The organism is Alcanivorax sp. HI0083 (assembly GCF_001635175.1).
In genome coordinates this window covers 1-5,554 of record NZ_LWFX01001408.1, presented here as the reverse complement: position 1 = coordinate 5,554, position 5,554 = coordinate 1, and the positions used below count along the sequence as shown (strand labels likewise).

The following is a 5,554-nucleotide window of genomic DNA, read 5'->3' as shown; positions in this document are numbered from 1 at the left end:
TCTTGGCCACCGGGGCGGTGACCATGGCCGAGAAGGTGCCGTCCAGGCAGCCCTGGGCGGCGCGGGTAAGCATGGTGAGTGTGCCGCTGGCGGTGGCCGGATTCGGCTGGCCAGCGGTGACGCTGGCGCCGGCGGGGGTATGCCAGACCGGCAGGCAGCCTGTGGGGAGTGGCTGGCCGGGTTGCCAGTCGCCCAGCGGCACCGTCAGGGCCAGTTGCTGCGCCCGTTCGGTCAGCACCTGGCGATCGCCGATAACCACCAGCGGGGCGTCGGCAAAAGCATCCGGCAGGGTCAGGACCAGATCCGGCCCGATCCCTGCCGGGTCACCATAGGTGATGGCGATAGGTGATGGCGGCGCGAGAGACATGGGTTAGCAGAATGCCGGAGGCTGGGCCCCGGAAGCCAATGCCCTCTCCCTCTCCCGCAAACGGGAGAGAGCACCCTCTAGCTTGTGCTGGAAGGAATGGCGCTGCGTTTTAGCACGGCCAAGCGTTGTCCGGCATCTGGCATCCGGCGTCAGGCGTTCCGTCATAGCCTGATATCCACATAGGACTCGCTGCGTTTTTCCTGCACCCAGGTTTCCAGCTCTTCTTCGAAGCGGCGTTTCTGCAGGGCCTGGGTGGCCTGCATACGGCGGAATTCGGCGCTCATGTCCGCATCACGCACATCGTCTACGCGCAGGAAGTGCCAGCCGAACTGGCTTTCGAACACCGGGGACAGCTCACCCACGGGGGTGTTGAGCATCATGTCTTCGAATTCGGGGACCATTTCGCCTTTGTTGACCCAGCCCAGTTCACCGCCATTGCGGGCGCTGCCCGGGTCGTCGGAGAATTCAGCGGCGGTCTCGCTGAACTGGCGGCTGCCTGCGGCGATTTCGTCGTGGAGCCGTATCGCCTGCTTGTGGGCTTGCTCGGCGCTGGTCAGGGCGTCGGTTTTGATCAGTACATGGCGAACCTGATATTGCGTCACCACTTTTTCGGCGCCGCCCTTGCGGTCGATCATCTTCAGAATATGGAAACCCGCACCGGAACGCAGTGGCTCGGAAATCTCGCCTTTATTCAGGTCGATGGCATTTTCCGCAAACAGGGTGGGCCATTGGGCCGCCGGGCGCATGCCCAGATCGCCGCCTTCCAACGCTTTGGGGCCATCGGATTCGGCCACCGCCAGTTGCTGGAAGTTACCACCGTCATTGAGTTTTTTGACGATGCTTTCGGCTTTGCTGCGGGCCTGGGTGATGTCCTCCGGGCTGGCTTCAGCCGGTACGCGGACCAGGATGTGGCCCAGGTGGAAGTCTTCCTGGAACATCTGTTTGCCCATTTCCGAGCTCAGGAAGCGATCCACTTCCCGGTCGGTTACCTGAATGCGAGAGGCGACGCTGCGCTGTTGCAGGCGGGAGATCACCATGTCTTCGCGGATTTGTTCGCGGAACTGGGGCCAGTCGTAGCCGTCTTCGCGCAGGGCGGTGGCAAAGTCTTCCAGGCTCATGCCATTCTGGCGGGCGATGCCGGCCAGGGCCTGGTTGAGGCTGGCGTCGTCGACCTTGATGCCGGCCCGTTCAGCCAGTTGCAGCTGCAGGCGTTCCAGCACCATACGGTCGAGCACCTGTTCGCGCATCACTGCCGGGGGCGGCAGTTGCTGGCCTTTTTCCTGAAACTGCAGGGCGATGGTGTTGATCCGCTCATCCAGTTCGCTGGCCATGATGGCGCCGTCGTTAACCACGGCGACGATGCGGTCGAGCATCTGCACCTTGGCCTGGCTCCAGGCCGGCAACATCAGCACGGCCATGGCCAGCAGGCCAAGCAGGGTGTGTCTGGCATGCAGCGTGCGGCGTGCAGCGTGCTGCGTTCTATCAATCATACTGTCTCCTGTATCCCGGAATGCTGCGCTCCAGCAGGGAATCCACCTGGCCGCCAAAGCCGCCCAGGCCGATCATCTGGATCTGGAACCAGATGGTGCTGTCCGCCTCGAGGTTGCCGTCGCCGTTGTCATCCACCAGCTCGCGCTGGCTGAGCAGTCGCAGCTTCCAGCAGCAATTACGGTATTCGGCACCGGCCATGGTTTCCAGTGTGCGCTGGTTGTCCAGGTCGTACATCCAGCGGCCAACCAGCCGCCAGTGTCGGTGAACCGGCAGAATAGCGCTGACTTCCGATTCGCGGATGTCGTCTGCCGGGCGGTCGTGATAGCCCAGGTTGACGACGCGGCGCTCCCGGTCGTTATAGCCGATCTGGAAGTTGGACCGTTCGCGCTTGTTCTCTTCGGTATCCCACTGGGCTTCTGAGTAGAGGTACCAATCGCGTGCAAAGTTCCAGCGGGCGTCGCCGATAACCGGGGTCTGGTCGTCGGTGGGGTCTTCCACGGCCCGGTCGGTAATCACTTTGCGGTCTTCAAAATAGAAGCCCTGGGCCACGCGCAGGCGCAGCTGCTCGCGGCCGGTGCCATCATGCAGGAAGCGGCTGGTCAGGCCTACCGCCAATTTTTCTTCGTCGCCAATACGGTCGTAACCGATGAAGCGGTTTTCCCGGAATAGGGAATTGTAGGAGAAGGTCAGCTCGCCGGAATCGAAGTTGGGGAGTTCGCTCTGGTCTTCGTAGGCCACCTTGTTGAGGAACAGGCGCGGTTCCAGGGTTTGGGTATAGGTGGAGCCGAACCAGTTGCCGGGGCGCTCGAAGAACAGGCCGGAGTCCAGGCTGGCGCCCCAGGTGGTCATGTCCGGGCTGTCTTCAGCATTGGCGTCCACGTTATCGAGCTGGTATTGGGTGTGGTACAGCCGGGTGCGGGGTTCCACATAGCCCCAGGGTTTTTGCAGGCGCATGGTCAGGGCCGGGGCCATGTGGCCACGCAGGCCGGTGGCTTTGCCGCTGTCGTCGGAGTCACTGCGGTCGAAGGCGGTAACGTCGGATAGCCACAGCCCTTTCACCGGGCCGTAGAGTGTCGGGTCGCCGGTCAATTGCAGCTGGGGCAGGCGCCGGTAGGGCAGGTCGGCGTCATCCAGGGTCGGGTCGATGGTCTGCCAGGATTGCAGCCGGCCCAGTACCTGCCAGGTGCGCCCGTAGTAGCGGGCCTCTGCCAGCCGGGGCAGGTGGGTCTGGGAGCTGATTTCCAGCCCGGTATCCAGATCCTTGAAGTAGAAGTCATCGGAGACATAGGTGAAATCGGTCTCCAGGCTCCAGCGGTTGATGTTGCCGTTATGCGTCCAGCGGCCCACCTGGCGATTTTCGTTGTCGAACTTGCGGTCATTGAACAGCACGCCATAGCTGAGGCTGCCTTCGCCCCAGCGGGACAGGTAGCGGAATTCGCTGTCCACGCCGCTGCCCCGGCCGTCGATATAGCGGGGGGCGATGGTGGCGTCGAACTGTGGATGCAGGTTCAGGTAAATGGGCTGGGAGATATCCAGCCCACCACTGTCACCCACGGACAGGGTCGGGAACAGCAGGCCGCTCTTGCGCCGGTCATCAATGGGGAAGGTCATCCAGGGCAGCCAGAAAATCGGCATGCTCTTGACCTTCAGCACCACGTTGTTGGCTTCACCCCAGCCCTTGTCCCGGTCCAGAAAAATACGGTCGCCCTGCATCACCCAGCCGTTGGAACCGGGGGCGCAGGTGGTATAGGTGCCGTTGGTGATGGTGGTGGTGTTCTGGTTCAGGAAGATATAATCGGCGTTGCCGCGGGCGCCATTGTCGAACATGGAGTAACGCACGCCTTGCAGGCTACCTTCCTTGCGGCGGGTCTGGCCGCTCATGTTGTCGGCAATAAAGGTGGCGCGGTCACTTTCCAGGCGCATGCCACTTTCCAGCTCGAACTTGCCGGTGGCTTGATCGAGCTCGGCAATGTCGGTGGTAATACGACGGCCGGGCTGTTCAATCAGCACATCGCCATCCAGTTTAATCAAGCCGTCCTGGGTAAGCGTGGAGTGATCGGCGGTCACCACGGTATCGCTGCCCGCTACGGGGGTGCCGATACTGGGGTTATAGTAGATGCCACCGCACCACTCGGGTATCGGGCGCTGCTGCACGGCAGGGAACGTGGCCATCTCTTCGCGGTCAACCCAGTTCAGGTCGTTTTCCGCAAGGCTGGCCCCTGAGGCAAGCAGCAGGGCAGGAATCAATAATCGTGGTATGGGCAGTGGCATCAGCTGCTCAGAACAGGTAAAAAGGCCGCTTTATGGCGGGCGGGCTTTCCGTCCACCAAAAGCGGCAGTGTAATCGAACAAGGAAGGCAATGCAGCCTGATAAAAGTAAATCTGAAGCAAGCCCGGACCCGAGAAAGCACGCTCTTGACCAGTGGGTAAGCGCTTACCTTGGTGAGCCTGTGGCCGGTGAACCTGCGTCAGCGGACGCCAGCTTCCGCCGCTATTTCCGTTATTTTCACGGCGATACTAGCCTGGTAGCCATGGATGCCCCGCCGGAACAGGAAGATTGTCGCCCCTTCGTGGATATTGCCGAGCGCCTGAAACAGGCCGGCCTGCACGTGCCGGCCATTGTTCATCAGGATTTGCAGCAGGGCTTTTTGCTGCTCAGTGATATGGGCACGCAGACCTGGCTGAACGCCCTGACCGAAGCCAATGCCAACGACTGGTACAGCGCTGCCATCGATGCCCTGATTACCCAGCAATTGCATACCGATACCACCGGCTTGCCGCAGTACGACGAAGCGTTGTTGCAGCGGGAGCTGGAACTGTTTCCGCAGTGGTACCTGTTCCGCCACCGCGAAAAGGTGGTGACCGGGGAACTGCGCCAGCGGCTGGACCGGGTGTTCGACGTGCTGATTCGCTCTGCCCTGGCGCAGCCCCAGGTGTTTGTGCACCGCGACTATATGCCGCGCAATTTGATGGTGTCTGAGCCGAATCCCGGGGTGATCGACTTCCAGGATGCGGTGGCCGGGCCGATCAGCTATGACGTGATCAGTCTGTTCAAGGATGCCTTCCTGAGCTGGCCGGAAGAGCGGGTGCTTAGCTGGCTGCGCGAATATTTCGACAAGGCCAGGGCGGCAGGCTTGCCGGTACCGGCGTCCTTTGAGGACTTCCTGCGCGATTGCGATTTGATGGGCGCCCAGCGCCATATCAAGGTGATCGGTATCTTTGCCCGCATCTGTCACCGCGATGGCAAGCCCAAGTACCTGGGCGATGTGCCCCGTTTCTTTGCCTACCTGCGCACGGTCATCGCCCGTCGCCCGGAGCTGGCGGACCTGCAGTGGATTCTGGACCAGATCGAGGATAACGAGTGAAGGCGATGATTCTGGCTGCCGGCTACGGCAAGCGCATGCGGCCACTCACCGACCACACCCCCAAACCGTTATTGCAGGCCGGTGGTAAGGCGCTCATCGAATACCACATCGAGGCCCTGCGCGACGCCGGTATCGAGTCCCTGGTGATCAACACCGGCTGGCTGGGCGAGACGCTGGCGGCCACGCTGGGTGACGGTGCCCGCTACGGCATTCCCATCGTTTACTCCCACGAAGGCACGCCCCTGGAAACCGCCGGGGGCATCAAGCGCGCGCTGTCGTTGCTGGGCGATCAGCCCTTTGCGCTGGTCAACGGCGATATCTGGACCGATTT

5 protein-coding genes are annotated in these 5,554 nt (G+C 61.9%); 2 read left to right on the top strand and 3 right to left on the bottom strand.

The features are described from left to right. The 3 genes from A3754_RS21340 to A3754_RS21330 form a co-directional block, all read right to left on the bottom strand. Positions 1 to 367, bottom strand: a 367-nt coding sequence (locus A3754_RS21340) for a 4-hydroxythreonine-4-phosphate dehydrogenase PdxA (RefSeq protein WP_197468766.1), incomplete at its 3' end; no start/stop codon positions are given. 161 nt (positions 368 to 528) lie between these two features. Then, positions 529 to 1,857: a peptidylprolyl isomerase gene (locus A3754_RS21335; RefSeq protein WP_063521275.1), complete on the bottom strand. Its 1,329-nt coding sequence runs from the start codon at positions 1,855 to 1,857 to the stop codon at positions 529 to 531. Continuing rightward, complete coding sequence (locus tag A3754_RS21330) at positions 1,850 to 4,129, bottom strand: LPS-assembly protein LptD (protein ID WP_063521274.1); 2,280 nt, start codon at positions 4,127 to 4,129, stop codon at positions 1,850 to 1,852. The genes A3754_RS21335 and A3754_RS21330 overlap by 8 nt, the downstream gene beginning before the upstream one ends. Before the next feature lie 89 nt (positions 4,130 to 4,218). Here A3754_RS21330 and A3754_RS21325 point away from each other — a divergent pair, with 89 nt between their 5' ends. Both A3754_RS21325 and A3754_RS21320 read left to right on the top strand, forming a co-directional pair. Continuing rightward, entirely contained in the window at positions 4,219 to 5,223 is a 1,005-nt protein-coding gene (locus A3754_RS21325) for an aminoglycoside phosphotransferase family protein (RefSeq protein ID WP_063521273.1), read from the top strand. Next, on the top strand, positions 5,220 to 5,554 hold a 335-nt coding region (locus A3754_RS21320; protein ID WP_156497130.1), incomplete at its 3' end, for a sugar phosphate nucleotidyltransferase. The genes A3754_RS21325 and A3754_RS21320, both read left to right, overlap by 4 nt.